Annotated in this window: 21 protein-coding genes, 1 tRNA gene and 1 pseudogene; 20 read left to right on the forward strand and 3 right to left on the reverse strand. The window is 48.6% G+C overall.

The window, feature by feature from the left end; genetic code table 11:
- Positions 1 to 100 precede the first annotated feature (100 nt).
- Together ACTRXD_RS07535 and ACTRXD_RS07540 are read right to left on the reverse strand one after the other, a co-directional pair.
- On the reverse strand, positions 101 to 2,086 hold the full coding sequence (locus ACTRXD_RS07535) for a hypothetical protein (protein ID WP_442431218.1): 1,986 nt from the start codon (positions 2,084 to 2,086) through the stop codon (positions 101 to 103).
- A complete protein-coding gene (locus ACTRXD_RS07540) occupies positions 2,046 to 3,278 on the reverse strand; it encodes a hypothetical protein (protein ID WP_442431219.1) in 1,233 nt (410 codons plus the stop codon). Before ACTRXD_RS07540 ends, ACTRXD_RS07535 begins: the two co-directional genes overlap by 41 nt.
- Before the next feature lie 377 nt (positions 3,279 to 3,655).
- Here ACTRXD_RS07540 and ACTRXD_RS07545 point away from each other — a divergent pair, with 377 nt between their 5' ends.
- The 6 genes from ACTRXD_RS07545 to ACTRXD_RS07570 all read left to right on the forward strand — a co-directional run bounded on the left by ACTRXD_RS07545 (position 3,656) and on the right by ACTRXD_RS07570 (position 9,357).
- Positions 3,656 to 4,159 (forward strand): hypothetical protein, encoded by a 504-nt coding sequence (locus tag ACTRXD_RS07545; RefSeq protein WP_442431220.1) that lies wholly within the window; start codon positions 3,656 to 3,658, stop codon positions 4,157 to 4,159.
- A gap of 156 nt (positions 4,160 to 4,315) precedes the next feature.
- Positions 4,316 to 4,795, forward strand: coding sequence for a hypothetical protein (locus ACTRXD_RS07550; protein ID WP_442431221.1), 480 nt, complete (start codon positions 4,316 to 4,318; stop codon positions 4,793 to 4,795).
- Between the two features lie 763 nt (positions 4,796 to 5,558).
- Complete coding sequence (gene recG / locus ACTRXD_RS07555; RefSeq protein ID WP_442431222.1) at positions 5,559 to 7,775, forward strand: ATP-dependent DNA helicase RecG; 2,217 nt, start codon at positions 5,559 to 5,561, stop codon at positions 7,773 to 7,775.
- 138 nt (positions 7,776 to 7,913) lie between these two features.
- Positions 7,914 to 8,000 (forward strand) — tRNA-Leu (locus ACTRXD_RS07560).
- 223 nt (positions 8,001 to 8,223) lie between these two features.
- On the forward strand, positions 8,224 to 8,979 hold the full coding sequence (locus tag ACTRXD_RS07565) for a hypothetical protein (protein ID WP_312646454.1): 756 nt from the start codon (positions 8,224 to 8,226) through the stop codon (positions 8,977 to 8,979).
- 153 nt (positions 8,980 to 9,132) lie between these two features.
- The gene (locus tag ACTRXD_RS07570) at positions 9,133 to 9,357 is read left to right on the forward strand and encodes a sulfurtransferase TusA family protein (RefSeq protein ID WP_442431223.1); all 225 of its coding nucleotides are present in this window, start codon (positions 9,133 to 9,135) and stop codon (positions 9,355 to 9,357) included.
- Here ACTRXD_RS07570 and rsmI read toward each other — a convergent pair.
- Entirely contained in the window at positions 9,335 to 10,084 is a 750-nt protein-coding gene (gene rsmI / locus ACTRXD_RS07575; RefSeq protein ID WP_442431224.1) for a 16S rRNA (cytidine(1402)-2'-O)-methyltransferase, read from the reverse strand. The two genes, ACTRXD_RS07570 and rsmI, sit on opposite strands and share 23 nt — an antisense overlap.
- A 256-nt stretch (positions 10,085 to 10,340) precedes the next feature.
- Here rsmI and ACTRXD_RS07580 point away from each other — a divergent pair.
- From ACTRXD_RS07580 to glmM, 14 genes and pseudogenes are all read left to right on the forward strand, one after another.
- Positions 10,341 to 10,445 (forward strand): annotated as a pseudogene (locus ACTRXD_RS07580) (SDR family NAD(P)-dependent oxidoreductase); the annotation flags it as partial.
- 121 nt (positions 10,446 to 10,566) lie between these two features.
- Positions 10,567 to 10,905, forward strand: a complete 339-nt coding sequence (locus ACTRXD_RS07585; protein ID WP_442431225.1) for an SDR family NAD(P)-dependent oxidoreductase — start codon at positions 10,567 to 10,569, stop codon at positions 10,903 to 10,905.
- A 136-nt stretch (positions 10,906 to 11,041) separates the two neighbouring features.
- Positions 11,042 to 11,851, forward strand: a complete 810-nt coding sequence (locus ACTRXD_RS07590; RefSeq protein WP_442431226.1) for a cytochrome C assembly family protein — start codon at positions 11,042 to 11,044, stop codon at positions 11,849 to 11,851.
- A complete protein-coding gene (gene hemA / locus ACTRXD_RS07595; protein ID WP_442431227.1) occupies positions 11,848 to 13,206 on the forward strand; it encodes a glutamyl-tRNA reductase in 1,359 nt (452 codons plus the stop codon). Before ACTRXD_RS07590 ends, hemA begins: the two co-directional genes overlap by 4 nt.
- Complete coding sequence (gene hemC, locus ACTRXD_RS07600) at positions 13,203 to 14,150, forward strand: hydroxymethylbilane synthase (protein ID WP_442431228.1); 948 nt, start codon at positions 13,203 to 13,205, stop codon at positions 14,148 to 14,150. Before hemA ends, hemC begins: the two co-directional genes overlap by 4 nt.
- A complete protein-coding gene (gene cobA / locus ACTRXD_RS07605) occupies positions 14,147 to 15,718 on the forward strand; it encodes a uroporphyrinogen-III C-methyltransferase (protein ID WP_442431229.1) in 1,572 nt (523 codons plus the stop codon). The genes hemC and cobA overlap by 4 nt, the downstream gene beginning before the upstream one ends.
- Before the next feature lie 78 nt (positions 15,719 to 15,796).
- Positions 15,797 to 16,189, forward strand: a complete 393-nt coding sequence (locus ACTRXD_RS07610; RefSeq protein WP_312744432.1) for a CBS domain-containing protein — start codon at positions 15,797 to 15,799, stop codon at positions 16,187 to 16,189.
- Positions 16,190 to 16,197: 8 nt separating this feature from the next.
- A complete protein-coding gene (gene hemB, locus ACTRXD_RS07615; protein ID WP_442431230.1) occupies positions 16,198 to 17,181 on the forward strand; it encodes a porphobilinogen synthase in 984 nt (327 codons plus the stop codon).
- On the forward strand, positions 17,178 to 18,149 hold the full coding sequence (locus ACTRXD_RS07620; protein WP_442431231.1) for a bifunctional riboflavin kinase/FAD synthetase: 972 nt from the start codon (positions 17,178 to 17,180) through the stop codon (positions 18,147 to 18,149). The genes hemB and ACTRXD_RS07620 overlap by 4 nt, the downstream gene beginning before the upstream one ends.
- Positions 18,150 to 19,577 carry a tRNA lysidine(34) synthetase TilS gene (gene tilS, locus ACTRXD_RS07625; RefSeq protein ID WP_442431232.1) on the forward strand — a complete coding sequence of 476 codons (1,428 nt, stop codon included), beginning with the start codon at positions 18,150 to 18,152 and terminating at the stop codon, positions 19,575 to 19,577. It abuts the gene before it with no gap.
- A gap of 13 nt (positions 19,578 to 19,590) precedes the next feature.
- Positions 19,591 to 20,142: a hypoxanthine phosphoribosyltransferase gene (hpt, locus tag ACTRXD_RS07630; RefSeq protein WP_442431233.1), complete on the forward strand. Its 552-nt coding sequence runs from the start codon at positions 19,591 to 19,593 to the stop codon at positions 20,140 to 20,142.
- A gap of 108 nt (positions 20,143 to 20,250) precedes the next feature.
- On the forward strand, positions 20,251 to 22,068 hold the full coding sequence (ftsH, locus tag ACTRXD_RS07635) for an ATP-dependent zinc metalloprotease FtsH (RefSeq protein WP_312646477.1): 1,818 nt from the start codon (positions 20,251 to 20,253) through the stop codon (positions 22,066 to 22,068).
- Positions 22,069 to 22,510: 442 nt separating this feature from the next.
- Positions 22,511 to 23,299: a dihydropteroate synthase gene (gene folP / locus ACTRXD_RS07640; protein WP_442431234.1), complete on the forward strand. Its 789-nt coding sequence runs from the start codon at positions 22,511 to 22,513 to the stop codon at positions 23,297 to 23,299.
- Positions 23,300 to 23,491: 192 nt separating this feature from the next.
- The gene (gene glmM, locus ACTRXD_RS07645) at positions 23,492 to 24,841 is read left to right on the forward strand and encodes a phosphoglucosamine mutase (protein WP_442431235.1); all 1,350 of its coding nucleotides are present in this window, start codon (positions 23,492 to 23,494) and stop codon (positions 24,839 to 24,841) included.
- Positions 24,842 to 24,883 lie beyond the last annotated feature (42 nt).

A 24,883-nucleotide genomic window follows, 5' to 3' on the forward strand; every position in this document is an offset into this window, starting at 1 on the left:
CAATATTTTATCTTGGATAATTTCTTACATGAAAAGGAGAATGGGCCATTTATTAATAATAAAATACATAATTCAAACGGCATCTTGACAACTGAAATTACTAACTACTTGAACCCTTTTGATCAGAGGAACACGTGATTCCCCTCAAATTAAATTCTAAAGTATCGGGAACCATGGTGACGGAAAACATTGAAGACCGCCGTACCGAAAAGACCTTTATCGGGGCATTGAAATCGATGAATCCTCCATACCGAATATAGGCCGTGTTGTCGGAATCCCATTTGTCGGATGTCCCTGCCGAATACGTAATGTCCATAGTATAGGGTTTGTGGGATTTGGCGTTCCAATCATTGGTGACATTTCCAACCAGTTTCTCGGTCCCCTCATCCTCTATCCGGTCAAAATGCAAAAATGCATTCGCCGCCTTCAGATCACTGTGATCCATTTGATCCCACTCCTGTACAAAATTTGCAACGGACGCCTCAGTCCCTTCCATTGCTAACGTAAAATGATACTCGCACGCGGAATCTAATAGCTGTAACGTGGTGGTCGCGTACCCCTCGGCCTTGCCTTTAAAGCAAACCGAAAATAAATTGTCGTCAAACTTAATTTTCACATCTATTCCGGCATCCTTGCCAGCACGTGCTTCAATTGACCGGGAGGAAGGAACAGCGGCATTGATTTTGTCACATGTTGGAGGTGTGGGTTGAGAATTTTTGGCCTCAAACTTCCATAAGCTAAACGGGCTGCCTCCTTGCTCTACCGGAATGCCAAGTGTTTTGCCAAACCCGCCCGCCACGGTGACTGGGGAATAGCTAAAATAGCCGTAGGGATAGCCCAGATTGGCATACAAGTAATATTGATAACAGGGGGCAGGTGGATCCGCCCCAAGATGAGAACAGGTGACCTGAGATGAATCATCGGCAATCCCATAGGTCAGACTTACAGTGTACGTGCTCCCTTTTGTTAGGGCTTTCTTCCCTTTGTCGATAAAGGTGTTCGCAAAGTTGGTCCCCTTGTCACTATCCTTCGTGAACGTGAGGTCAAAGGTCAAAGGATCAATGGTGACATAACTGCCATCGAAAGCCAGCCGTCCCCAATTGGTAATAAACTTAGAGTCGTTTGCAGTAGAGTTCCATCCGACAAACTCGATTGGTTGGCCCTCGTCGGCCTGAACAATCAATGTGTCTCCCTGCCTGACGACATATTGGCCATTAGCCCCACGCAAGTAACCTAGAGCATTTTTGTCTGCTGAAAGTCCGGCATATTCAAATGTAAACGTCTCCCATGCGCCTAAAGTCCGACTATTCGCCATCACGACATCTTTTCTCTTTGATACGAATGTGATTTGGTTAAAATTCCGATCTCTCAAGACTACGTTGACCTTTTGATTTGGCAATAATTGGACACCCTTGGGACCACCAGTCACCTCATAACTACCCAATGGCACGTTGCTGAAACCATACCGAATGAGTCGGTATTTAATATCATTTCCGATAATGGTCGAAGTATCGCTGGACTCCTTCCAGTTGATATAAGGAAGTCCGTAAGGCGTGCTGGCCGTACCCGTGCCAGAACTATTATAGGGTTGTCCCTTGATCGTGATGGTGTTGGTTTTTTCATCGACCGTAAATCGGTCTGGTGTATACTTTGACGTTCCAACGGTTCCTGTCCCGGCCCATCCTATCGTTTCCGTGGGTCCTGGGGTTTGTGTGCCGGGAGGCAGCAAATGGTAGGCCAGGTATAGGGAGCCATCCTTCTCTTTCGCGCCAAATGTGCTGGCGCATAGTCCTACTGATCCCACTTCTCCTGGGTTCAGATTAATGGTAGAGACGGCGAGTTGATAACTGGAGCTCCCAAGATAGGTGTTGGCTTTGGCCGGATTTTCTGCCCAAGGCGTTGGCTTCCCCTGGTAACCGGCTAGGGACGTAATGATGAATCGATCGGACCCTGCATTTGCAATCGTCCAGACTTTGGTCCTCTGTAACCCTGCGGGACAATCGGCAATCGTGGGGGCAGGTACATACGGTCCGGAATAGGTGAAGTCAAGTTCGAATCCCGTTTTGTTTTGATTCTTGGCTGACAAAACCCTGGCCGTCAGAGCTCCCTGGGGGGGGGGCGTTTGGATCAGGGGAAGCATTGACCGATGAGAGACTACTCCTCCCTAGAACGCGATGCGTGATGAAATCCACCCGTGGCAAAATAAGTCTGGTGCTATTCTCCAATTGTAACCCTAGGTCTGTGGTGCTGGCGTTTGTGGCATTGAAGGCGTCCCGCGCAATGGCATAGTTGGTTCCTATTACCGTTCCCTCCACTACATCCCGGAAGGATTCAAATTGGTCCAGGATATACTTTAAATAGTTCAGGTACTGAGATTTGATGGATTGTGTCTCCAACGGCACTGGTAGGACATGGGCACAGTTCACGTATAAATTTATGCCCTTTGATTGCAGCAAGACATATCGCATAAACATTGACTCTATCCATTGGTAGTATTGGTAGGCGTTCGTGGAATTAGAACCCAGGGACTCTTGGACTTGATTGGCCATGAGTTGAAGGAGTCCTACATTGAATGGACCCGCTTCGGTCATATGGTTATCGATGGTGCGCAACCAAATATCGATGTTCCCTGAATTGCCAAGAGTACTGGTCCCATTTAATAGGGTCTGACATGTACTGGAGATATAACTGCGATTGGCGGGCGTGATATTTTTCATCGACATATTTTGATATCTGGTTAAAAGTTGATCACGAGAAAGGCTCCTGATAGCCGATTCAGCAGTCACTAGATCCGCGGCCTCCACCGCTTCCTGAATTTTGGTGGTATCGATGGCCAGTTCTTTTTCCAGCTTCCCGATTGCCGTGATGATTTCACCATCAAGGGCAATGAGGTGGTTGAGTTTCTGGTTGACTACTTCCAACTGATTATCAATATAGTCAAATTCTGCCGCATCAGGGTCGATCAGCATCGCGAATAAATACCCCGCGACGCTCCCGCCATAATATTTATCGATGTATGAGGAATCAAAACCGGTATACAAAGCCGAAAATAAGGTATCGACGGCACCGGCAATATCAAATACAGTACCAATATCGAGCCCCTCACCTTCTTGAGCGTATGACGTTCCTAAGGTAAGGCCGTTCTTCACCTCTTCTGTGGCAAGGGTTCGGCCTACCTGACCCTCAAACGTCACCGCTACCATCATCAAGGCCACAACGCTTGTAACGATGGCTTTGCCGAGCAAATGCCGAATTCGCGTTGTTTGTGATGGGATCATCAGGACACCTCCTTGTGTTCTTTTTTGCAGAGTGGCTGAGTGATAGCTAATCGAGCGTTCAATACCAAAAGCCCAGATCATCCTGCTGATGAGCGATCGCCGATTATGCTCCCAACTTTCTATTACTGGTAGGTTGGCCAGTTTCCAAGTCCAAATTCCTGTTCTAGAAAGAATTTTAGGTTAAACCTGATACAAAGGAAGTGCAACTCATTCCTGAAGGGATCTTCATTTTTTAGAATTTTTGAGTGATCTGCAGATCATTGGGCAACATACATGCAAAAGGGAGGAGGGAGTATTTACAGCCATTTGATTCCCTTCCCATTTCAAATTATCCTGTGTTGGTTTATTCGTTTGATCTCTGATGAGGAGGTATGTCCATGAATTGTTTCGCCATACCGGTATCCCTGTTGTTGCTCTTGGCCTCCACCTCGTTAGCAATGGGCGATGACGAAGTCTTATTTTATGTGCACAATAAAACCTCAACTCCAGTGTATGCGACGCTGTGGGAAGGAAAAGGCATGTATGTGAATGACCAGGAAATCCAGCCTGGCGCCGAGCCGAAAATTTTTACGCATAAACAGGGGGTGCCTGCTTTCGGAAGGGATACCAAGGATTTTCATCTATTGATCACTCTGCAAAAAGGGCAAACCCTGCCTGATAGTCACAATGCGTGCTTTAGCCATGTCGACGTGATCACCGAAGTCGCGGCGTTCGGATCTGAAAAGCATGATTTAACCGCCAAGGTGGAGTCTGTAAAAAATTGTTTCAAGACGGTGCATCACACCTGTTCGGTCATCACGGAATACTACGATGATTTTGATGTGTCGCATGTGGTGACGATCATTGAACCCGGTGAATCAACATTGGAATGCCCCAATTAATACGCCCATGGAGAGTGACTCTTTAATATCTCATCGATATCCTTACGGATCTTTTCAATATGTCATCAGGAAGACAATTGCCAATCCGGATGCCTCTACTCATAATGCGACTCTTTGAACGTGTGCTACTCAACCTATGTCGACAAAGGAGGATTCATGATGAATCTGAAGTTTCCTGTAAGGGATCGGCGTTATTCGTTTATGATGGGTCTTGCGATGGTGAGCATGCTGACCATGCTCTTCGGATGCCAGCAGCAGCACAGAGTCGATTCGGTTGTCATTAAACCCAATACCTGCCCGCTTCCGGAAGACTTGTCGACAGAAGATCAACATAAGGTTAAGAAATTTGGTGCGGAGATATCAGGTCTCATGTCTAGCCTGGCTGGAGGCAAGCTGGATACCGATTTGCAAAGCGCACTCAAAGAAAATTATCCGGACGCTGGAGATGTCAATCGCATTTATGCATTAAGTTATGCCGCCTGTGTCTCCTGCCGAGTCGACCCAAATGATGTGAAGGGTTGTGCCCAACGTTTCGATGACATTCTTGATAATTTCACCGCGAAAGAAACCGCTCCGGGCCATCCGGCGAAGGTGTATCGTTCCAAACTCTTGGAGCCTCTGCGAGGCGCGAAGTAGTTTCTTCCCCTTCTTTGGTTAGGTCTTTGTGAAACCTTTTTTTGATGCCCCCACCATCTCACAGAATGTGGGGGCATACAGTATATTCATGATATGTAAACTACTAAGTGTGATTGTGTCGATTACACCAGTTACAGATATTCTTGAACTAACGTGCCAATGGTGATTTGAAGAGGAAAATTCCACCAATTCCTTACAGGATTAACTGTTGCTGATCACCGGAATCGGGTTCCGGAAGAAGATCAACGGAATCGCAGAAACAATCCACGCACAAGTCCTCGTTTCAGATAGCCGGGAATTTCCAGTGAAAATCCACGCGGATACATAGCAGGCTCAACATATTTCCTTTTTCAGTAAAATCAGCCCCTGCTAGGCTCATTAAATTGGAAAGAGGCAATGCGAAAATATTGTCCATTGTCTGCGAGTGTCTAGGGATGAGATGAGGAGGCAAGAAAACCCCCTATAACAAGGAGGAACTTAATCGGTTGGCTGATGTTCCTTATGGGAGGGCCAGTTGTCGCTACCCCGCCTGAAGCACGGAACAACACGTCTGACCAAAGATGACTCAGGCCCATTTTCTCTTGACACCAATTCATTCACAGTCATACGTTTCACAGGTAGTCTGTGTTGCTTGGACTGTTCGTTTTTCGCCCTCACATTGCCTCGTATGCCTTTAAAGTAGATTGGGCCGGTTTGAGTATTCATCCACGGTTGTTCGGTGGAAGTCTTCCGGTTCTTGTGAAAGAGGCTTTTTGTAATCATCATGCCGACTCCTTCCTCTCTTTCTGAGATTCCCATTCAATTTGCCAAAGGGGTGGGGCCTCGGAGAGCCCGCCTGCTGGAAAAATTAGAGGTGCAAACATTAGAGGATGCTTTCTGGTTCTTACCCTGGCGATACGAAAACCGATTGGAAGTGTTGCCCATCGGGAACCTTCTCCCTGGCATGAAGGCCACCATTAAAGGCAGAGTGCAGAAAGTGTGGGTAAAAACAACCTATCGAAGACGTCTGGTCGTGGTCACGGTGACGGTGAGGGATGAGACGGGTCTTATCGAATGCGTGTTTTTCAACCAGCCCTATTTGGAGAAAACCTTTGTGCCTGGTGCCTCTCTGTTATTGACCGGCCCAGTCTTGTCCAATTCGTCTGGAAGTTCACCGATGACCATGCGTGGGCCGGAGTATGAATTGTTGGATGAGGACGAATTGCCGGACATGTGTGGGGGCCGGATTGTTCCCGTCTATCATGAAACGAATGGGTTGAGCTCCAAGCAGATTCGACGAATTATTCGATCAATTTTTGACCATTATGCCGGTCAGTTACAAGAAATGTTGCCCTTAACCATGCGAACACAACTTGGAGTGCCAACCCTTCCGGAGGCATTACCCGTCTTACACTTTCCCAGTCAGGAGCGTTCGGTGGAGGCCTTAAATGCCTACGCGACGCCAGAGCACCAACGCCTGGCGTTTGAAGAATTGTTTCTCCTGCAATTAGCACTCGCCATGCGGCGCCAAGGGCAGACTCAGGACCTTGAAGGCATCACATTTGCTGTTCGCAACCCGTTGGTTGAACAGCTGAAAACCGTATTGCCCTTTTCGCTCACTTCGGCGCAAGAGCGGGTGATCAAGGAAATTAGCCATGATATGGGACGGCCAATCAGTATGAACCGCTTGCTGCAAGGAGATGTAGGGTGTGGGAAGACCGTGGTGGCTCTTCATGCCATCGTGATGGCCTGTGGGTCCGGATATCAAGCGGCCTTGATGGCACCCACGGAAGTGTTGAGCGAACAGCACTATCTGTCGTTGCTTCCCCTATTCGATGCTCTGGGTGTCCGGTGCCTTTTGTTGAAGGGCGGGCAGACAGGACGCGAGCGCGGGAAGATACTTGCTGGAATGCAGTCAGGTCAGGTGCAGGTGGTGGTGGGTACACACGCGTTGTTACAGCCGGATGTGCACTTTGCCAAGCTTGGGTTGGTAATTGTGGATGAGCAACACAAATTCGGTGTGCTGCAGCGCGCGCAGCTTCGGGGGAAAGCGCCATGGCATCCCGATGTGTTGGTGATGACCGCCACGCCTATCCCCAGGACCTTAGCGATGACGTTGTATGGGGACTTGGATGTGTCGGTGATTGATCAGTTTCCTCCAGGGAAAAAACCCGTAAAGACAATGTTGTTCCCGACCGGTCAACGGAAAGACGCGCATCGTTTGATGCGAAAAGAATTAGAAGCGGGGCGGCAGGCCTATGTGGTGTATCCGCTCGTTGAACCATCAGAAAAAATTGATTTGCAGGCAGCCATTGAGGCTGCCGAGCAATTACGGGAAGAATGTGCTCCATTTCGGGTCGGTTTGCTGCATGGCCGATTGCCATCCCGCGAAAAACAAGTGGTCATGGCCCAGTTTAAAAAGAAAGAGATTGATGTGTTGGTGGCCACCACTGTCGTCGAGGTCGGCTTGGATGTTCACAATGCGACGGTCATGCTCATTGAACATGCGGAACGGTTTGGGTTGGCGCAATTGCATCAATTGCGGGGCCGGGTCGGGCGAGGTCTTTCTCAAGGCTATTGTATGCTGATTCATGGCCTGGGGAAAATTCCTCCCTATTCCCAGCAAATACCCTTGAAGCTTGAGTCCAATCGAATGTCGCTCGATGAGATCGGGAGGCGTCCCCACGGAGAAGCGTTTTCCCCTTCTACGGCGAGGCGACGCCTTGGGGTATTTGCACAATGTGAAGACGGGTTTGCACTGGCGGAAGAAGATTTGAAAATTCGTGGGCCTGGGCATGTCTTAGGGGTCAAACAATGGGGGGAAATGGATTTTCGTGTAGCGGATTTGGCTCGAGATACCGTGTTGTTAATAAAAGCGAAACAAATGGCAGGAAGAATATTGGAATGTGATCCACGGTTGACGCTGCCTGATCATCGCATCCTCAAGGAAACATTGTTTCGAAAATGGGGTGAAAAGTTCGCACTGGGTTCCATTGGATAAAATTTGGGACTGGTCTTAATGGGGAATAAATGAGAATAGCCCCGCTATGGTTTATTTATAATAGGAGAAGGGGGGTCAGCTTTTCCTGTTTGACCTGCATAGAGGTTCATGGTAGATATCGCATGAGAAAATGGCCTTGCCCGGATGGCGGAACTGGCAGACGCGCCGGACTCAAAATCCGGTTCTTTCACGAGAGTGGGAGTTCGACCCTCCCTCCGGGCACCATTATGGTCTTTGTGGTTCAATTTAAATTGAGAAAATGGAAAAAAACAGTGTAAGCCTTTAAGTGAAATTTCTGATATGTTAAACAAGGATTTAATGGCAAGAATTGACTTGACAGGGGCTACGGCCTTGACTATAGTTGGTGCCCTTGATCATGAAATAAAATCGTATATTTGTATTCGTTTGTTTTTTTGATTATTCACTCACACTTCCAAGGAGGAGCCACATGCGGAAGGTAGGGTATTTTGGATTAGCAATGATTTTTGCAGGCTCGGTGAGCGTGGCGGTGGCGCAAGAGCGTCCACCTCAGCATGTAGGGTATGGGACTGGTGTCGGAGATTCTCAAGGTGTAGGAGACAGGTCACGGGTGATGGACCAAGACGACATGTTGCGGTACCTTTCAGCAGATGAAACGATTCAGGGTGAAGTTGTCGGTATTGATTACGCAGGGGGAAGGCTGTGGCTTGATATGGGAGGAAGTTCCCACGATGAACGGCAAACCCTTCGAGGTGCCTTGAACTTAAAAGAGCTGTATTTTGACAACAAAACCAACATGGCGAATCTCAAAGCTATTGGCAAGGGTGATTACGTTACGATCCAAGCAGCGAATGAAACCTCCGAGGATCAAAAGTTTGGAACTGGGCGGAAGTTGGTTCGTGATGTGTATGTGTTAAAGGGAAGTCAATTGTTGGGAGGAGCCGATAATCCAGGCTTTGGTGGCGGATTTGGTCAAAAACCAGACCCATACGCTTCAAGGGGTCTCACCGTTAAGAGTGGATCTTATACTGGAATGCCTGAGGGTGCAGTACAGCCAGGTGAAGTCAAGTCAGGAATTACCAGCGACGTTGGTATGATGACTGGTGCCGCGCCTTGCTGGCAATGTGCCCCTCAACCGACCACAGTCAATGAACGGACAGATAAGACCGTTGCCACTGACTACGGGGATGATCGCAAGAACTTTAACAAGGGTACCGTTCAATAGGTTATTGATAACAAGCCATTTTTGTAGTGTAAAAGAGCGTGCCGGTCAATGTCCGGTACGCTCTTTTGTTATTTGGCCCATGAAATCAATAAGGATTAAAGAAAGTAAATTTTATCTGTTAATAAGCCGTCGGCGGGAGAAGATTGAGAGACCATGGAGGAATTGGATCTGCGAGGTGTAATTTGTCCCTATAACTTTGTGAAGACGAAGCTTAAGCTGGAATCTTTAGAAAGCGGTGATCAGTTGAGGGTGTTGTTGGATGAAGGCGAACCAATTCGAAATGTCCCGCAAAGCATTACCAATGAGGGTCACCAGATCCTTAAACAAGAAAAAGTTGACCAATATTACCGTGTGGTTATTCAGAAGGTAAGTGTGTGATGGAGGTCGGCCTGGAGCTTTCAGGTAATGGTTCCAATTGCCTTTTACTCCTTTGAGGTAAGCCTTGTATTAAAAGCGTTATTTCTCCTTTAATCGATTTGCCTTTTAACTGTTGAACCACTTCTTCACTTTCTCCCCGTAGAATTTCTTCGTTGAGTTTTGTCAGTTCCCGTGTCACTACGATGTGTCTGTTTCCCATGACGGTAGTGATGACTTGTAATGTTTTGAGAATCCGATGCTGGGTTTCAAAGACAATAATGGTACCTTTTTCTTCTTTAAGATTTTGGAAAAACTTTTCTCTGGCCCCTGGTTTTCTGGGCACAAATCCCTCAAAAATAAATCGATCCGTTGCCAAACCTGACACGCATAATGCCGTAAGAACGGAGGATGGTCCTGGAATTGGGATAAGTGGAATATTGGACTTGATCGCCTGGCGAACCAGATAAAACCCCGGATCCGAAATAAGAGGGGTCCCCGCATCGCAAACCAAGGCAACGGAGCTTCCTTCCTGGAGCCGATGGAGGAGAATGTCGGTTTTCTCCTCCTTGTTGAAATCGTGATAGCTGGTGAGTGGTGTGCCGATGTGATAATAGGTGCAGAGTTTTTGTGTGCGACGTGTGTCCTCAGCTGCAATAATGGCTACCTCTTGTAGAATGCGGATAGCCCGGAAGGTCATATCTTCCAGATTTCCGATAGGTGTGCTGACAATATAGAGCGTTCCGGTCATGGCCTATTGAGGGAAAATGATGTAGGGCAAGGTTGGAGATGGTACTGCGTGAGCCTGCCATTGTCCAGGAGGTTTCAGTCGTACCCGCCTCCTCACTCAGTTGCCAAATGATAAGGATATGAAGGATGGGTGACATCCATAGTTTGCAAGGTCAGGTGGCTCTGGTTACGGGAGGTGGATTGGGCATTGGACGTGCCATTGCCAAGTGGTTTCGGTACCATGCGATGTGACCCAACGGCTCGATGTTGGGCGTACCATGAAGAGGGTGATCCAGAAGTTTGGAAGGCTGGACATTCTTGTTAATAACGCAGGAGCCTCAGGTCAAACATCGATACATGACCCGGATGATTCCAAATGGCAGAATATTCTTGAGGTGAATTTAACAGGCAGCTACTTGGTTTCCAAGCTCGCTATTTACATATGCTCACACACCACTATGGACGAGTCGTTAATATCTCCTCCGTCTTGGGACACGATTTGGCGTGGCAGGGTATTTAGCCTATTGTACAGCCAAACATGGCATTTTAGGGTTCACAAAAGCTCTGGCACTGGAAGTCCCCTCCCAGGGCATAACGGTGAATGCCATTTTCCCAACGTTGGTGGATACCGCCATGGCCAGGCAGGGTATCGAAGAAACTGCCGCCAGCCTTGGGGTTTCACCGGATGAATTTCGTGAAATCGCGATAAGTACGATTCCGATAAAAAGGATGGCGGAAGCCGAGGAAGTGGCCAGTTTCGTCCTGTATCTTTGTTCACATGCGGCTAGTGCAATAACTGGTCAAGCTTTTGTTTGTGGTGGAACTACCGCAGGCACTGTATAGGCGGATATGGGGTGTGATTTTCCTAGTCTTGGCAACTAAGGAATGCTGGTAACTCATTGATTTTCTTGACCTTCTCTGTGTCCAGATCTATACTCGACAATGGGTCATTGTGCATGTTCCTTTACTAGGTTGTTCAATGTCTGAATTACTGTCATATCTCACCATGGGCCTTTATTTTGGAGGCACGCTCCTTTTTCTTCTGTATCTCTGGCACCGTTCTGATGCCATCTCAAAAATTTCTCTTATGGCCACAGGTTTGGGGTTTGTTTCTCATACCACGGCGCTCATAATGGCTATGGTATCGACGGGGCATGTTCCTATCATGACATTTAAGGACGCGATGTCATTTTTTGCTTGGGGGTTAGTGCTGGTCTTTTTGGTTGTTGGCCTGAAACGGGGTTTAGAAGTGTTGGGCGCCTTTATCCTCCCACTGGCCTTTCTGTCTCTCGTTTCGGCAACCCTGGCCCCTCAGTCAGCCGGCACCCTTGCCCCGGTCTTTCAGACGGTCTGGGTTCATGTGACCCTGAGTATCCTGGGTACCATCGGATTTGCTGTTGCCTTTGTGGCCGGGCTGATGTATGTGATGCAGGAGCGTCTCTTGAAGTCCAAACAATTTAATGTGTTAGCTTTCAAGCTCCCACCGCTGGATTTTTTAGATTCTCTCAATCAACGATCTATCCTTTTTGGGTTTCCCCTATTGACCTTAGGAATTCTGACGGGGGCCGTTTCAGCCCAATTAACGATTGGGTCGTATTTGAGTTGGAACTCTGAGCAAATTTGGGCGTTAATTACCTGGTTCTTTTATTTTGCTGTCCTGATGGGAAGGGTGACGGCCGGATGGAGGGCGAAAAAAGCTGCCTATCTAACCATTGTGGGATTTGCCGGAGTAATTTTGACTTTTGTCGGCATCCTTATCAAAAGTCCTCAACCGATGTCACCGTTATGAATATTATCGTGTTAGGCCTCAATCATCGGACGGCTTCCGTTGAACTTCGTGAATTACTGGCCATCCAGGATAGCCGGATGGGAGAAGCGTTGGGTCGGCTCATGGCGTATTCCGGAATTAAAGAGGCCATGTATCTGGGGACCTGCAACCGTGTTGAAGTGTATGCCGTCGTGGAAAAGGGAGAATGGGGTTTTCGTCAATTGGAAGATTTTTTGGTCTCAACACATTTCTCCTTATCTTCTGAGGATTTACTCCCTCACCTGTATCGATATAGTGATGACGAAGCCATCGCGCATTTATTTCGTGTATCGGCTAGTTTAGATTCCATGGTCGTGGGAGAACCACAGGTCCTTGGGCAAGTTAAGGAGGCCTATGAGCTGGCTCTGACCCATCGTTCGTCAGGAGTCATTCTTAATAAGGTCGTCAAGAAAGCTATTTCGGTAGGAAAAAGTGTCCGGACGAACACGCGGATTGGGGAATATGCGGTTTCTGTCAGCTATGCCGCTGTGGAATTAGCCAAAAAAGTTTTTTCGAATCTGAAGCAACGAGTCGTGTTGTTAGTCGGTGCCGGGGAGATGGGAAAGTTGGCGGCGCAACACCTGGTGAATCAGGGTGTAAAGGAGGTTCTCATTGCCAATCGGAATCATCATCGTGCTTTCACTCTGGCCGAGCGCTTTCATGGACAGGCGGTTCCCTATGAACAGCTTCGAAGCACGCTACCCAAGGTGGATATTGTGATTTGCGCCACGGGGGCTCCCCACTATGTTATTACCAAGGATGATATCGAAATGGCGGTGTATCATCGAATGAACCGTCCCATGTTTTTGATTGATATCACGGTGCCTCGAAATATTGATCCGGCGGTCAAGGATGTTGATAACGCCTATGTGTTTGACATTGATGATCTCAAAGCCCATGTGGGGCATAATCAGGAAGAACGATTGAAAGAAGCCGAAACCGCCGAGCACATGGTCAGGGAAGAAGTCGGAAGTATGGTCGCCTGGGTTCGTGGCCTGGAAGCAACGCCAACAATTGTGGCCTTGAGAAAAAAAGCGGAAGAGATCAAACAAGGCGAGTTGGAGAAAGTTTTCGGTCGTCTGGGAGAATTGTCGCCAAAGGAGCGAGCTGCTATCGAAGGACTGGCCTCGGCGATTGTGAATAAATTACTCCATGGCCCGGTTGTGACCTTAAAATCGGAAGCGCAATCTCAAAATGGATTTGCGTTTATTGAAGCCGCCCGCCGGTTTTTTGAACTTCGCGAGCGGGAGATTCACTCCGGAGAGATCCCACTCCTGGAAGATGAGACAGGTGATGGCGTGAGCGAGGAGCCCCTGCCGCAGAGGGATGGCGTATGAATCAGGGGAGTCGAACACGGTCTACGCTCATTGTGGGAACACGAGGTAGCCAGTTGGCTATATGGCAGGCCGAATGGGTGCAAGGTCAGCTCAAAGCCCTTGTTCCGGATATCTCTGTCATTCTGAAGCGCATTCAAACCAGCGGAGATAAAATTCAAGATGTGCCTTTGGCCAAAATTGGAGGAAAAGGCCTGTTTGTCAAAGAAATCGAAGAAGCGTTGCTCAGACGAGATATTGATCTGGCCGTGCATAGCATGAAAGACGTACCGTCAGAATTGCCTGAAGGACTGGGAATTGTTTGTGTTCCCGAGCGGGAGGATCCCAGGGATGCGTTGATTGCCCGTGAAGGCCATACCTTGGCGACATTGCCGATTGGTGCACGAGTCGGAACCAGTAGTTTGCGAAGACAAGCGCAGTTGTTACATGCTCGGCCGGATCTTGAGATTGCGATGTTGCGTGGGAATGTTGATACACGACTTCGCAAGGTTCGAGAGGGTCAGTATGATGCCATTATTCTGGCCGCCTCCGGGCTCAAGCGCTTAGGATGGGATCAGGAAGTGACGGAGTATTTGCCCGTGGATGTGAGTCTGCCGGCAATTGGGCAAGGTTCGTTGGGTCTGGAAGGACGGAAAGATGATTCCTGGATTCGAGATCTGGTGGCTCAGTTTGAACATCGGCCAACTCGGATTGCGGTCACTGCCGAACGGGCGTTGCTTGCAGGGTTAGAAGGCGGATGCCAGGTTCCTATTGCAGGGTATGCGACTCTCCAAGGGGACACCCTGACTCTGGATGGGTTAGTCACAAGCCTTGATGGGAAACGATATATCCGTCAAGTGGTATCGGGACCAGCGGGGGAAGCCGAATCGATAGGCACGCAGGTGGCTGAACAATTGTTGGACGGTGGGGCGCAGCCCATTCTCCAGGAAATTTATGGGATGGCATGACCAAGTTAGTTGCAATTCATGGTCGGGTGTTTTTGGTTGGAGCCGGGCCCGGCGATGCCAAGTTGCTGACTTTACGAGGGAAAGAGTGTCTCGAGCAGGCTGACGTGGTGCTCTACGATCACTTGGCTAATCCAGAATTGTTGAAATTTTCCCCTTCTCACGCCGAGTGTATTTACGTCGGCAGAAAAGGGCGTGGTGCTTATCGGGATCAGGCAGAGATTCACGCCTTGTTGGTTACCAAAGCTCAAGAAGGCAAATGTGTCGTGCGACTCAAGGGGGGGGATCCTTTTGTGTTTGGCCGTGGAGGTGAAGAAGCCGAAGTGATCGCTGACGCAGGGATCCCCTTTGAAGTGGTACCTGGAGTGACGGCTGCCGTAGCAGTGCCGGCGTATGCTGGTATTCCCGTGACACACCGGACTCTCGCCTCGACGGTCGCATTTGTGACCGGCCATGAAGATCCGACCAAACCATCGAGTGCCATGGAATGGCCGCGTTTCGCTTCGGCTGAAGGGACCCTTGTCTTTTTAATGGGCATGAAAAATCTTCCGCAGATTGTGGGCCGGCTCATTCAGGAAGGCAAGCCTGCAACGACTCCCGTTGCGGTGATCCGATGGGGGACCTATGCACGTCAACGAACAGTGGTGGGAACGTTATCCGACATTGTGGAATTAGCCTTTCAGGCAGACATGAGTCCGCCATCAGTGATTGTCGTGGGTGAAGTTGTTCGGTTACGTGAACGACTGAACTGGCATGAATCACGTCCTCTGTTTGGACAAGGGGTGTTAGTGACTAGACCTCGTGCCCAGGCGCCGGCTCTTTCAAATTTGCTGGCGGCGCAGGGTGCGGAACCGGTGGAATGTCCTACGTTGGAGATTCATCCTCCTGATAGGTGGGCACCTGTGGATGAGGCGATTGCTGCGATTTCGACATACGACTGGGTGATTTTCACAAGTGTAAATGGCGTGCAATCCTTCATGGAGCGTCTCTGGTTTCATCACAAAGATGTGCGGAGCTTGGCCGGAATCCGTGTATGTTGCATAGGTCCTCGCACCCGGGAAGAGGCTGCTCGTTGGGGAATTGCCTCGGATCTGGTTCCCCAAGATTTTCAGGCAGAGGGGATTTTGCAGGCCCTCGGTGGGTTAGGGGTCGCAAGTCAACGGATATTGATTCCTCGAGCCAAAGTGGCACGCGAAATTCTTCCTGACCAGTTGAAAGCCATGGGTGCCACCGTTGATGTCGTTCATGTCTATCAAGCTCTTCCTCCTATCGTCGATATGGGCCCTCTTCGTGATCGACTGCGCAACAGGGAAATTCAGTATGTGACCTTTACCAGTTCTTCAACAGTGAAAAATTTTTGTCAGTTGTTTGAGAATCGCCAGGAATTGCAGGAATTAACGCGGCATTTGATCGTGGCCGTTATTGGCCCGATCACCGCTCAAACCGTTCAGGAAGAAGGGCTGTCGGTGGATGTCATGGCGTTGGAGAATACAGTTCCGGCGTTGGTCGATGCCATGATCATTCACGCCCAGCAAAATCCGAAGGATACGCGATTGGTATCGTCTTCATAAATTCTTCATAAATATTCTATGGTGGAGGAGGTTCTAGACACCACGTTTTGTTAACCGATAGATGGGAGGAGTAGCGTCATGGTTCCTGTAAAATCTTGTATGGTTCCGGTAGACAAAATTGTCAAAGTTGACCGGGATATTTTAGTCAAGACCGCTGCAGAAATGATGCGGGATAATGGAATCGGGAGTGTGATTGTGACCAGTGGAGAGGAAATTATCGGCATTTTAACTGATACGGATTTGGTTCGAAGGGTGGTCGCCGCGGGTGCGGACCCGATGCGGACGACGGTCGAAAAAATTATGTCCGCTCCAATTGTCAGTATCGAGGCCGATCGAACCCTGTTAGATGCAAATGATTTAATGGCTAAAGAACATATTCGGCATCTGGGAGTTACACAGGCTGGAACCATGGTGGGGATGATCTCTGTTCGGGATCTAGTGGTCTTTTTAACAAATCTTCCTCGAAAGTAAGGACGAGTATGGGATTTCCCGTTCATCGTTTACGTCGTTTGCGGCAACATGAATCCCTTCGCCGCATGGTCAGGGAGACGCACCTGAGTCCGGCTGATTTCATCTATCCCTTGTTTGTGACCTTTGGGGAGAATAAGCAAGAACCGATTGCCTCGATGCCTGGTCAATGGCGGTGGTCTGTGGATCGGGTCGTTCAGGAAGCCAAAGATGCCTGGGGATTAGGGGTTCCGGCCGTCATCTTATTTGGGATTCCTGAACACAAAGACGAGCGTGGATCTTCCGCCTATGAGAAGGATGGGATTGTTCAGCGTGCAGTTCGGGCGCTTAAAGACCATTTGCCCGATTTAATGGTGATCACCGATGTGTGTATTGATGAATATACTTCGCATGGTCATTGCGGAATTGTTCGAGACGGCCGGATTCTCAATGATGAAACGCTGGAGTGCCTTCAGGCAATGGCGCTGAGTCATGTGGAAGCGGGTGTGGATATGGTTGCTCCTTCCGATATGATGGATGGCCGGGTTGCCGCGATTCGACAGGCATTGGACCAACAGGGATTTTCTGAAATGCCCATCATGGCCTATTCTGCCAAGTATGCTTCGGCGTTGTATGCCCCGTTTCGTGATGCGGCCTTTTCGAGCCCATCTTTTGGGGACCGACGGTCCTACCAAATGGATGCAGCCAATGCGAGGGAAGCGTTGCGTGAGGTGGAACTGGACATTCAGGAGGGGGCCGATATCGTGATGGTGAAGCCAGCCTTGTTTTATTTGGATATTCTGCGGCGAGTTCGCGAACTTGCGGCCGTTCCCGTGGCGGCGTATCAAGTTAGTGGGGAATACAGCATGATCAAGGCCGGTGCGCAGTTAGGCTGGGTCGATGAAGCTTCGGTGATGATGGAAAGTTTACTCGCGATTAAACGCGCAGGGGCGGACCTGATCCTCACGTATTTTGCCAAAGAGGCTGCATGTCTCCTCACCCGTGACGGTGTATGAAAATTTCTCGAGGATTACCGACGGTTCGTCCCGCTCCCTGTCCTGTTCTCACCATTGGCAATTTCGATGGCCAGCATTTGGGACATCGTGCTCTTGTACAGGCTGTCGTGGATTGCGCCCGGCAGGTCAATGGATATCCTATGGTGTTGTCCTTTGCTCCGCATCCTGTCGAGGTGTTGCGTCCCGGATCTGTCCATAAATTTTTATCTGATGACCATGAAAAGATTGCGTTCTTTGAACGTCTAGGAGTCGGGGAGCTGGTGATTCTCCATTTTACCAAGGAGTTAGCCGGTCTTCGGCCGGATGAGTTTGTTCGTCAGGTTCTCCATGACGGGCTTGGGATCCGAAAGCTGTTTGTTGGAGAAAATTTTGTATTCGGTAAGGGACGAAGTGGAGGAGTGAAGGATCTGATTGAATTGGGGACACAAGCAGATTTTTCGGTTGAGCCGATAGCGCCCGTAATTGTGGGACAGAAGGTGGTGAGTTCGACGCGCATTCGCCAATGCCTGACCGTTGGGGACGTTGGGCAGGGTGCACAATGTTTGGGGCGCCCCTATATGCTAGAGGGTATTGTAATTTCCGGGGAGAAGCGAGGGAAACAGTTTGGATGGCCGACGGCCAATCTTCGACTCCCCGGGCATCGTGTTCTTCCTGCGGATGGCGTGTATGCCACTCTGACAGTGTTGAAAGGAGAATGTCTGGATTCCATTGCCTATATCGGCACGCGGCCGACATTTTCTGAAGAGGAACGTTTATTGGAAGTGCATATGTTTGATAAGACTCTCCAGCTATATGGGGAAAGCATTTCAGTGCATTTTATTGAAAAAGTGCGAGGAGATATGATGTTTGCCAATTCTCAGGACCTTGTGAGTCAAATGGACCAGGATGGTCGGCGAGCCAGGGAGATCTTGCGGAACTATTCAGGAAGACCCCGAATTCCTGCGGTCGTCCAGGGGGAAAGTGTATAGATGAATCGTTTAGGTCCCTTTGTTGGAATGGAAGGAAAAGTTGACCAGGCTATTCGGGCTAAGGAGTTATTGGCGTCAGGAGATCGGATCGTGGCGGCGGTTTCCGGGGGCCCTGATTCTGTGGCCCTTTTTAGGTGTTTGGTGGAGTTGTGCACCCAGTGGCATTGGGACATCTGTATTGGACATGTGGACCATGGATTTCGCGGAGCTGAAGGTGAAGGGGATGCAAAATTTGTGCAGGATTTAGGTGAGAGATTTGGGGTGCCCGTTATGGTTCGCCGGCTCCATCTGAACAAAGATGACGCAAAATTGAAGAAGGAATCACTTCAGGAATATGCGAGAAGAGCGCGGTACCGGGCATTAGAGCAAATGGTCCTTGACCGAAAGGCGACAAAGTTAGTGCTTGGTCATACGGCAGACGATCAAGCCGAGACGGTTCTTATGTGGATGCTACGCGGGTGTGGAACCGGTGGATTAGGCGGCATTCCTCCCAAGCGAGGAATGTATGTCGTTCGTCCCTTGCTTGATTTCCATCGAAGTGAGATTGTGGCGTATCTGAAGGAGAGGGAGGAGGAATACAGATTGGATTCCTCCAATGTTCAACCGGTGTACCTCCGGAATCGCATTCGTCAGCACCTGATTCCTCAATTGAAACAGTACTCGCCAGGAATTGTGAATGTGTTGACCCGGCAGGCACATATATTACGGGATGATCATGCATACCTGGAGACATTAGCGGATGAAGCGTTCCAGCGCACGTGTGTGTCAGACACCATGGGAGAACGGAAATTTGACCGTATGGCGCTTTTAAACGTACCGTTACCTATTCGTCGGAGGGTGGTCCGCCAGAGTCTTCAGATCATTGTCGGACACCAGCAGAGTCCGAGGTTCGACTTTGTGGAACGGGTATTAGATCGGTTAGAGCATGGGCAGTCGGGTTGGACGATCGAATATCACGGCGTGCGGGTTGGACAGGAATATGATCGTCTGGTGATTTGCTCCTGTGAGGAAATGCATCAACCTGAAAAGGATTATTCCAGGGTGAGCGCGATGCCTTTATCCATTCCTGGTGAGGTGGTTTGGCTCCCCACGGGGCACCATTTTTCGGTTTCAAGAACATTATCTCCAGTAATGAATGGCCATGCGAACCACTCAGAGATTTATCTTGATCCGGCGAGATTTACTCCTGAATTAATGTTACGAAGTTGGATGCCTGGAGATATTTTTTGTCCCAAGGGACTTGGTGGCCGACAAAAAAAAATCCAGGATTTTTTTTCGGATCTTAAATTACCCCGTTCCCAGCGGAACAAGGTACCTTTATTGGTTGCGCCTGAGGGAATTGTCTGGGTTGCTGGATTACGAGCAGATGAACGTTTCCAGGTTTCATCATCTACGACCTCGGTCGTCGTGGCCAGGATGATCATGTAATATGGAAGTCTCTATGGATCAAATCTTTGGAAAACCCCTGGTTACGCAAGAAGCCATGAGGGCGCGCATTAAGGAACTGGGAAAGCAAATTTCTCAGGATTATCAAGACAAGGATCTTTTGGTTGTCGGGGTGCTCAAAGGGGCCTATGTGTTTTTTGCCGATTTGGTTCGAGTCATCCGATTGCCTATACAAATTGATTTTCTGATTGCCAAAAGTCACAAAACCATCGGTAGTTCGGCCAAAAAGGTGAAAGTGTGGTCAGAGTTGACAGAAAAGATTAATAATCGCCATGTGTTGCTGGTAGAAGATATTGTGGACTCTGGAGTAACTGCTCAGTTTTTAGTCAAAACGTTGATGAAGAAGAAGCCAGCCTCTGTGGCTGTCTGCGCGTTGATTAGTAAGCCTGCCAATCGCAAGGTGGAGGTTGATTTGCGGTATGTGGGGTTTGAAGTGCCTTCGACCTATGTTGTGGGGTATGGGCTGGATTTTAAGCAAAAATATCGAAATCTTCCTTACCTGGCTAAACTCGACCCAAAGTTGGTTCGAGAAGACTCGCAGTCTTGATGCGGTTGTCAGTTCTAAAAAGTGCGTGATAGAATCAATTGGTTAAGCTAATGGCTGGACGGTTCGGCTCTTTATGACATTTGAATTGCTAAGGGGGTTACCCTCGGTATGAATTCTCGGGTGAAAAACTTACTGTTTTGGGTGTTTGTGTGTTTGTTCATGATTTTGTTGTTCAATCTCTTTACGGTGCCTAATCAGCACCCGGAAGATCCCGTCATCTTTAGTGATTTCATGGCTCACTTGGAAAAAGGGGATGTTGAACGAGTTATCATCAAGAACAATAATATCAGTGCGATTTTGAAAGATGGTACCCGCATTCAAACCTATTCGGTTGAATATCCAGACCTGGTTAAGGTTTTGCAGGAAAAATCCGTACAAATTGAAGCCAAACCACCTGAAGATAATCCCTGGTATATCACCTTCCTGCTCTCCTGGGGACCATTTGTACTCTTTTTGGGATTGTGGTTTTTCCTGATGCGTCAAATGCAGATGGGCGGCAATCGGGCTCTGTCATTTGGGAAAAGCCGTGCCCGCCTCCTAACCGAGGAGAAGAAAAAAATCACGTTTGCGGATGTTGCGGGGGTGGATGAGGCAAAAGAGGAAGTGGTAGAAATCATTGATTTTCTGAAGGACCCTGCAAAATTCCAAAAATTAGGCGGGCGTATTCCCAAGGGAGTCCTGATCGTTGGGCCTCCAGGTACGGGAAAAACTTTGTTAGCCAAAGCGATTGCTGGCGAGGCCGGTGTGCCGTTTTTTAGCATTAGTGGATCGGATTTTGTAGAAATGTTTGTCGGAGTTGGGGCTTCCCGGGTTCGAGATCTCTTTGAGCAGGGGAAAAAGCATGCGCCATGTATCATTTTTATTGATGAAATCGATGCGGTAGGCCGATTGCGTGGCGCCGGTCTTGGGGGAGGGCATGATGAACGGGAGCAAACACTCAATCAATTATTAGTTGAAATGGATGGGTTTGATACCACGGAAGGCGTGATCCTGATTGCGGCGACCAATAGACCTGATGTGCTGGACCCTGCCTTGTTACGACCAGGCCGGTTTGATCGGCAAGTTGTCGTGAATCGCCCTGATGTTCGTGGGAGAGGGGAAATTCTCAAGGTTCATACTAAAAAAGTCCCTGTCTCGTCAGATGTGGATTTGGAACAAATTGCCAGAGGGACTCCAGGTTTTTCAGGGGCTGATTTGGAAAATCTGGTTAACGAAGCCGCCTTGTGGGCTGCTCGCCTGGATAAAAAAACTGTTGACCAAATAGACTTTGAAAACGCCAAAGATAAGGTCTTAATGGGTGTCGAACGTAAGAGCATGGTTCTGACTGAGGAAGAAAAGCGCACGACGGCGTTTCATGAGGCTGGCCACGCTTTGATGGCGAAACTCTTACCAGGAACGGATCCTGTTCATAAGGTCACCATTATCCCTCGGGGGCGGGCTTTGGGCATGACGATGCAACTGCCCATCGATGACCGTCATAGTTACTCGAAGGACTTTTTGTACAACACACTCTCCATTCTGTTTGGAGGACGCGTGGCAGAAGAATTGATCTTTAAAAGCGTGACGACTGGGGCTGGGAACGATATTGAGCGGGCTACTGATTTGGCGAGAAAAATGGTTTGCGAATGGGGTATGAGTGAAAAATTAGGTCCGTTGACATTTGGAAAAAAAGATGAAGAAGTTTTCCTGGGACGTGATTTTGGTTCTCGTCGAGATTTTAGTGATCAAGTGGCTTTAGAAATTGACAAAGAAGTCAAACGGCTTGTAGTTGAATCTTATGAACGAACGACCAGGATGCTAACCGAACACATTCATACATTACGGGCAATCGCTGAAGCCTTGTTGGAGAAAGAGGTGTTAGACGGCATCGAAATTGAAAAAATTGTTCAACAGTCATCTTCGCTTGAGCAAGCTGCAGCAGTGTAAGAGAGATTTCCAGGCTTTTTCACCAATTGGAATAGCCAGGGAATTTTCGTTCCCAGTTGAGCTGGTTTATTTTTTATACACCCCCTTATGAAAAAATCAAATGTTTGAACCCCTTGTTTCCATTGAGATCATGATTCTTTATCCACCGTGGGTTTAGAGCATGTTAATTGGGCCCATCACTATTGTGAGGGCTTCCCCCTTAAGAATTTATCTACCAAACCTTACCCCCCACTATTCTTTTCTTTGTCTATTCGCGGCTTTTCTAATTGTTCAATTCGTTGAAATTTATAGAGCAGAAAGTCCTATTTGATCTTTACAACCCATCTGTCAATGAGTTGGTTAACGGCATAAGCGCATGAAATCCGCAGCTGTCGCAGGTCCTACTTTTCCTGTAATCCGATGCCGGGAAAAGACAATGCCCATTGGGTCAAAGGTCTTAATCATGGGTATCTTGAACATGACCCCGGATTCTTTTTCTGATGATGGACATTTCCTCAACCCTGAGGCAGCCATTGAACGGGCACAACAGATGATTGCCGAGGGAGCAGACTTAATTGATATCGGGGGAGAATCGACGAGGCCTGGAGCGTTATATGTGGACAAGGATGAGGAAATAAATCGCATTGCTCCCATTCTGACCGTGTTGAGAAAACTCACCAATATCCCGATTTCTATTGATACACGCAAAGCTGCTGTGGCTCGAACCGCATTGGATCTAGGAGCCGATATCATCAATGATGTGAGCGCTCTTCAAGATGATCCTCGAATGGCTCAATTAATTCAAGAAACCGGAGCGGGGTTGGTCCTCATGCACCGGCAAGGGCATAGTATAAATATGCAGCGTGCCCCACAATATAAAGATGTCGTAGTTGAAATTAAAGACTTTTTATCTGAGCGGGTCTCCATGGCTCGATCGATGGGGATTCCGGCCGATCATATTATGATTGATCCGGGAATCGGGTTTGGGAAAACCCTTGATCATAATTTAAAAATTCTTGGTAACATTGGGGAATTCCTTCCATTGGGACACCCTATTTTAATTGGGGTGTCACGGAAAGCTTTTATAGGCACATTAATAGGAAAGCCGGTTGGAAAGCGGGAATTCGGGAATGCTGTTGCGGTGGCCGCTGCTGTCTGGCAGGGAGCACATATTGTACGAGTTCATGAGGTGGGGGCCATGCACGATGCTATTCAGGTGGCTCAAGCTTTACAAAATTTGTGCGACAAGTAATAGGGTCGGTGGTAAGATCTCCCCTCGCGGCGTTTTCACCGCTTTGTCCGATTTACGACAATTGCTTGGACTGGATTGTTTGAATTCTCTTTCCAGGCCTTTGATGCGCTTTTGACTGGTGCGATAACATATATTTCCCGTCACTCATTTTGTTTTATGGTCTGAGTTCATACTAAAAAAAAAGGGAACCACATGGGGAAACTATTCGGTACGGATGGGGTGCGTGGGGTCGCGAACCTGGATCCGATGACTAGCGAAATGGCCATGAAATTAGGACGGGCGGCAGCCCATGTTTTTCGTAAACGTGATGGACGACATAAAATCATCATTGGCAAAGATACTCGTGTGTCCGGGTATATGCTGGAGTCTGCCTTAACTGCGGGACTGTGCTCTATGGGTGTGGATGTCTTATTAGTGGGACCCTTACCCACTCCAGCGATTGCGTTCATGACCCGTAGCTTGAGAGCCGATGCCGGGGTGATGATTTCTGCTTCTCACAATCCCTATCAGGATAATGGCATAAAGTTTTTCTCGAATGACGGGATGAAATTGCCGGATGAACTGGAACACCGTATTGAGAATCTTATACTTTCCAATGAAATAGAACATATCCGACCGACCGCTGACGCCATCGGGAAAGCCTATCGCATTGATGATGCTGAAGGACGATATATTGAGTTTGTCAAGCGTTCGCTTCCCCGTGAAATGGATTTTCAAAATATGCGAATTGTCTTGGATTGTGCCCATGGAGCAGCGTATCACGTTTTTCCAAAGGTCATTCATGAACTAGGCGCGAAAGTCTGGGTGATGGGCAATGAACCTGACGGTCTCAATATAAATGACGGGTGTGGGGCAGTGCACCCGGAACGATTACAGCAGATGGTTCGAGACCGGAAGGCCAACCTCGGTATTGCTCTTGACGGAGACGCAGATCGGGCTTTGTTTGTCTGTGAGAAAGGACAGGTGGTGGATGGAGATCATGCCTTGGCGGCTTTTGCTCTTGACCTTAAAAGGCTAGGCCGATTACGACACAATACCGTCGTCGGAACGGTGATGAGTAATTTTGGGTTTGAGGTCTGTATGCGAGAGGCTGGTATCAATTTGGTACGAACGGCCGTTGGGGATCGATATATTTTGGAGCGAATGGTGGCTGAAGATTTTAATCTTGGCGGAGAGCAATCCGGCCATATGATCTTTTTGGATTATCATACGAGTGGTGATGGAATGATCTCCGGCTTGCAAATGCTGAAGCTGATGAAGCGGGCTCAAAAACCATTGTCGGAAATTGCCATGTGTATGCATTCTACCCCTCAAGTATTGGTGGGGGTCACCGTTCCCCGCAAGCCTGACCTGCAGAGTCTTCCACAGTTACAGCAGGCTATTCAAGACAAAGAGCGGGCGCTGAATGGAACCGGACGGATTCTTGTACGCTATTCCGGTACGGAACCGTTGCTGCGAGTGATGGTTGAAGGTCAAGATAACCAGGTCATTCAGGAGATTGCAGAAGATTTAATCACAGTGGTGAAGTCCTGCATTCAGTAAGGATCAGGTCGCTGTCGCCGGTCTTGCTAAAGAGTTCCATTA

The sequence above is a fragment of the Nitrospira sp. T9 genome, from assembly GCF_052156535.1.
Classification (GTDB): domain Bacteria; phylum Nitrospirota; class Nitrospiria; order Nitrospirales; family UBA8639; genus Nitrospira_E.

Bases quoted from the DNA above. Each gene is read 5' to 3' on its own strand.
- folP (WP_442431234.1), top strand. From the start codon at position 22,511: ATGGGTATCTTGAACATGACCCCGGATTCTTTTTCTGATGATGGACAT.
- ACTRXD_RS07590 (WP_442431226.1), top strand. From the start codon at position 11,042: ATGTCTGAATTACTGTCATATCTCACCATGGGCCTTTATTTTGGAGGC.
- ACTRXD_RS07565 (WP_312646454.1), top strand. From the start codon at position 8,224: ATGCGGAAGGTAGGGTATTTTGGATTAGCAATGATTTTTGCAGGCTCG.
- hpt (WP_442431233.1), top strand. From the start codon at position 19,591: ATGGATCAAATCTTTGGAAAACCCCTGGTTACGCAAGAAGCCATGAGG.
- cobA (WP_442431229.1), top strand. From the start codon at position 14,147: ATGACCAAGTTAGTTGCAATTCATGGTCGGGTGTTTTTGGTTGGAGCC.
- hemB (WP_442431230.1), top strand. From the start codon at position 16,198: ATGGGATTTCCCGTTCATCGTTTACGTCGTTTGCGGCAACATGAATCC.
- glmM (WP_442431235.1), top strand. From the start codon at position 23,492: ATGGGGAAACTATTCGGTACGGATGGGGTGCGTGGGGTCGCGAACCTG.
- ACTRXD_RS07620 (WP_442431231.1), top strand. From the start codon at position 17,178: ATGAAAATTTCTCGAGGATTACCGACGGTTCGTCCCGCTCCCTGTCCT.
- ACTRXD_RS07610 (WP_312744432.1), top strand. From the start codon at position 15,797: ATGGTTCCTGTAAAATCTTGTATGGTTCCGGTAGACAAAATTGTCAAA.
- rsmI (WP_442431224.1), bottom strand. From the start codon at position 10,084: ATGACCGGAACGCTCTATATTGTCAGCACACCTATCGGAAATCTGGAA.
- ACTRXD_RS07545 (WP_442431220.1), top strand. From the start codon at position 3,656: ATGAATTGTTTCGCCATACCGGTATCCCTGTTGTTGCTCTTGGCCTCC.
- ACTRXD_RS07550 (WP_442431221.1), top strand. From the start codon at position 4,316: ATGATGAATCTGAAGTTTCCTGTAAGGGATCGGCGTTATTCGTTTATG.
- ACTRXD_RS07540 (WP_442431219.1), bottom strand. From the start codon at position 3,278: ATGATCCCATCACAAACAACGCGAATTCGGCATTTGCTCGGCAAAGCC.
- recG (WP_442431222.1), top strand. From the start codon at position 5,559: ATGCCGACTCCTTCCTCTCTTTCTGAGATTCCCATTCAATTTGCCAAA.
- ACTRXD_RS07570 (WP_442431223.1), top strand. From the start codon at position 9,133: ATGGAGGAATTGGATCTGCGAGGTGTAATTTGTCCCTATAACTTTGTG.
- tilS (WP_442431232.1), top strand. From the start codon at position 18,150: ATGAATCGTTTAGGTCCCTTTGTTGGAATGGAAGGAAAAGTTGACCAG.
- ftsH (WP_312646477.1), top strand. From the start codon at position 20,251: ATGAATTCTCGGGTGAAAAACTTACTGTTTTGGGTGTTTGTGTGTTTG.
- hemC (WP_442431228.1), top strand. From the start codon at position 13,203: ATGAATCAGGGGAGTCGAACACGGTCTACGCTCATTGTGGGAACACGA.
- hemA (WP_442431227.1), top strand. From the start codon at position 11,848: ATGAATATTATCGTGTTAGGCCTCAATCATCGGACGGCTTCCGTTGAA.